General features: G+C 75.4%; 1 pseudogene. It reads right to left on the bottom strand.

Annotated elements, in window-relative coordinates:
* Window positions 1-325: pseudogene (locus JHN63_RS52260) on the bottom strand (aspartate aminotransferase family protein); the annotation flags it as partial.

Raw genomic sequence — 325 nt, forward strand, 5'->3', positions numbered from 1 at the left:
GTCCGAGGAGCCAGGCGGCGCGGGGCAGGGAGTGGTGGGCGTTGGATCCGCAGACCAACTGCACGGTGCCGCTGTGGGCTTCGCGGGCGAGCAGCAGGGCGAGTTGGTTGGCTTCGGTGCCGCCGGTGGTGACGAGGGCGTCGGCGAGGCCGATCGCGTGGGCGAGGGTGCGGGTGACGAGGGCTTCGAGGGCGGAGGCGGCGGGGGCCTGGTCCCAGGAGTCGAGGGACGGGTTCAGCGCGCTGACGGCGAGGTCGGCGGCGGTGGCCACGGCGAGTGGCGGGCAGTGCAGGTGTGCCGCGCACAGTGGGTCGGCGGGGTCGGC

The sequence above is a fragment of the Streptomyces sp. MBT65 genome (assembly GCF_016612545.1).
GTDB lineage: Bacteria > Actinomycetota > Actinomycetes > Streptomycetales > Streptomycetaceae > Streptomyces.